The sequence below is a fragment of the Rhodococcus sp. A14 genome (assembly GCF_011603105.1).
In the GTDB taxonomy this organism is placed as follows: domain Bacteria; phylum Actinomycetota; class Actinomycetes; order Mycobacteriales; family Mycobacteriaceae; genus Rhodococcus_F; species Rhodococcus_F opacus.
The window spans coordinates 1-1,173 of the sequence record NZ_JAAOQS010000271.1; the positions used below are offsets into that span (position 1 = coordinate 1).

At 67.4% G+C, this 1,173-nt stretch carries 1 protein-coding gene; it reads left to right on the forward strand.

Translation table 11 applies throughout. The features are described from left to right. Positions 1-1,170 (forward strand): 4-hydroxyphenylpyruvate dioxygenase (gene hppD / locus G9373_RS45335; RefSeq protein ID WP_167121339.1); only part of this gene is annotated, 1,170 nt, incomplete at its 5' end. Positions 1,171-1,173 lie beyond the last annotated feature (3 nt).

A 1,173-nucleotide genomic window follows, 5' to 3' on the forward strand; every position in this document is an offset into this window, starting at 1 on the left:
CTGGCAGGTCTCGACCTCGGCCAGCTCGAGCAGCTGGTCGGGCTCGTCGAATACGACGGCACCCGCGACCCGTTCCCGGTCAGCGGCTGGGACGCCGTCGTCTGGGTGGTCGGCAACGCCACCCAGACCGCCCACTACTTCCAGTCCGCGTTCGGGATGACCCTGGTCGCCTACTCCGGACCCACCACCGGCAACCGCGACCACCACAGTTTCGTCCTCGAATCCGGGGCCGTCCGCTTCGTCATCCAGGGCGCCGTCGACCCCCAGAGTCCGCTGGTCGAGCACCACCGCACCCACGGCGACGGCGTCGTCGACATCGCCCTCGCCGTCCCCGACGTCGACAAATGCATCGCCCACGCCCGCGCCCAGGGCGCCACCGTCCTCGACGAACCCCACGAGGTGACCGACGACCACGGCACCGTCCGCCTCGCCGCGATCGCCACCTACGGCGACACCCGCCACACCCTCGTCGACCGCAGCAACTACACCGGCCCCTACCTGCCCGGCTACATCGCCCGCACGTCGTCGCACACCAAACGCGACGGCGCCCCCACACGCCTGTTCCAGGCCCTCGACCACGTCGTCGGCAACGTCGAACTCGGCAAGATGGACCACTGGGTCGACTTCTACAACCGAGTCATGGGCTTCACCAACATGGCCGAATTCGTCGGCGAGGACATCGCCACCGACTACTCCGCCCTGATGAGCAAGGTCGTCTCCAACGGCAACCACCGGGTCAAGTTCCCCCTCAACGAACCCGCCCTCGCCAAGAAGCGCTCGCAGATCGACGAATACCTCGACTTCTACCGCGGCCCCGGCGCCCAGCACCTGGCCCTGGCCACCAACGACATCCTCACCGCCGTCGACCAGCTCACCGCCGAGGGCGTCGAATTCCTGGCCACCCCCGACTCCTACTACGAGGACCCCGAACTGCGGGCCCGGATCGGCAACGTCCGCGCCCCGATCGCCGAACTGCAGAAACGCGGCATCCTCGTCGACCGCGACGAAGACGGCTACCTGCTGCAGATCTTCACCAAACCCCTCGTCGACCGCCCCACCGTGTTCTTCGAACTCATCGAACGCCACGGCTCCCTCGGCTTCGGCATCGGCAACTTCAAAGCCCTCTTCGAAGCCATCGAACGCGAACAAGCCGCCCGCGGAAACTTCTGAGCG